1 protein-coding gene is annotated in these 543 nt (G+C 70.2%); it reads left to right on the top strand.

Translation table 11 applies throughout. From position 1 onward, the window contains the following. On the top strand, positions 1–543 hold a 543-nt coding region (locus tag A5782_RS07690; protein WP_067097433.1), incomplete at both ends, for a TetR/AcrR family transcriptional regulator.

Raw genomic sequence — 543 nt, 5'->3', positions numbered from 1 at the left:
GGTGAGCAGACGCGCGCCCGGATCATCACCGCGGCGATGCGCTGTGTAGCCGAGGCGGGCTACGCCCGGGCGACGATCCGAGAGATCGCCCGCACCGCCGACGTGACCAGTGCGAGCCTGTACAACTACTTCCCGAACAAGTCCGAACTGATGAAGGCCGCGGTGGCGGCGCGAACCGACGTCGCGGTTCCCCGACTGCGGCGGGCGGCCGCCCGCCCGGGCACCGCGGTCACGCGAATAGAAGCGGTCCTCGACGAATCGGGCCGGTTGATGCGCGAGTACCCCGACCTCGCGGCGTTCGAGTGGGTGATCCGGGCGGAGAATGCGATCGCCGTCGATGACACGGCGACGGGCAACTCGGGGTTCCAGGTATTCCGCGAAATCATCGACGGCATCGTCCGGGACGCTGTCCGCGAGGGCGGGCTCGCCCGCCGTGCCGATCGGCACGGCGCCGTCGAGGCGATCTATGCGCTGGCGCGCGGTCTGACGGAACGGGCGGCAAGTCTGGGTCCGGACGAGTACGCCGCAACGCTCGATTCGGCC

The sequence above is a fragment of the Mycobacterium sp. 852002-40037_SCH5390672 genome (assembly GCF_001665875.1).
Classification (GTDB): domain Bacteria; phylum Actinomycetota; class Actinomycetes; order Mycobacteriales; family Mycobacteriaceae; genus Mycobacterium.
Note: the sequence above shows the minus strand (reverse complement) of the source record. Positions and strands in the feature narration are given on the sequence as shown.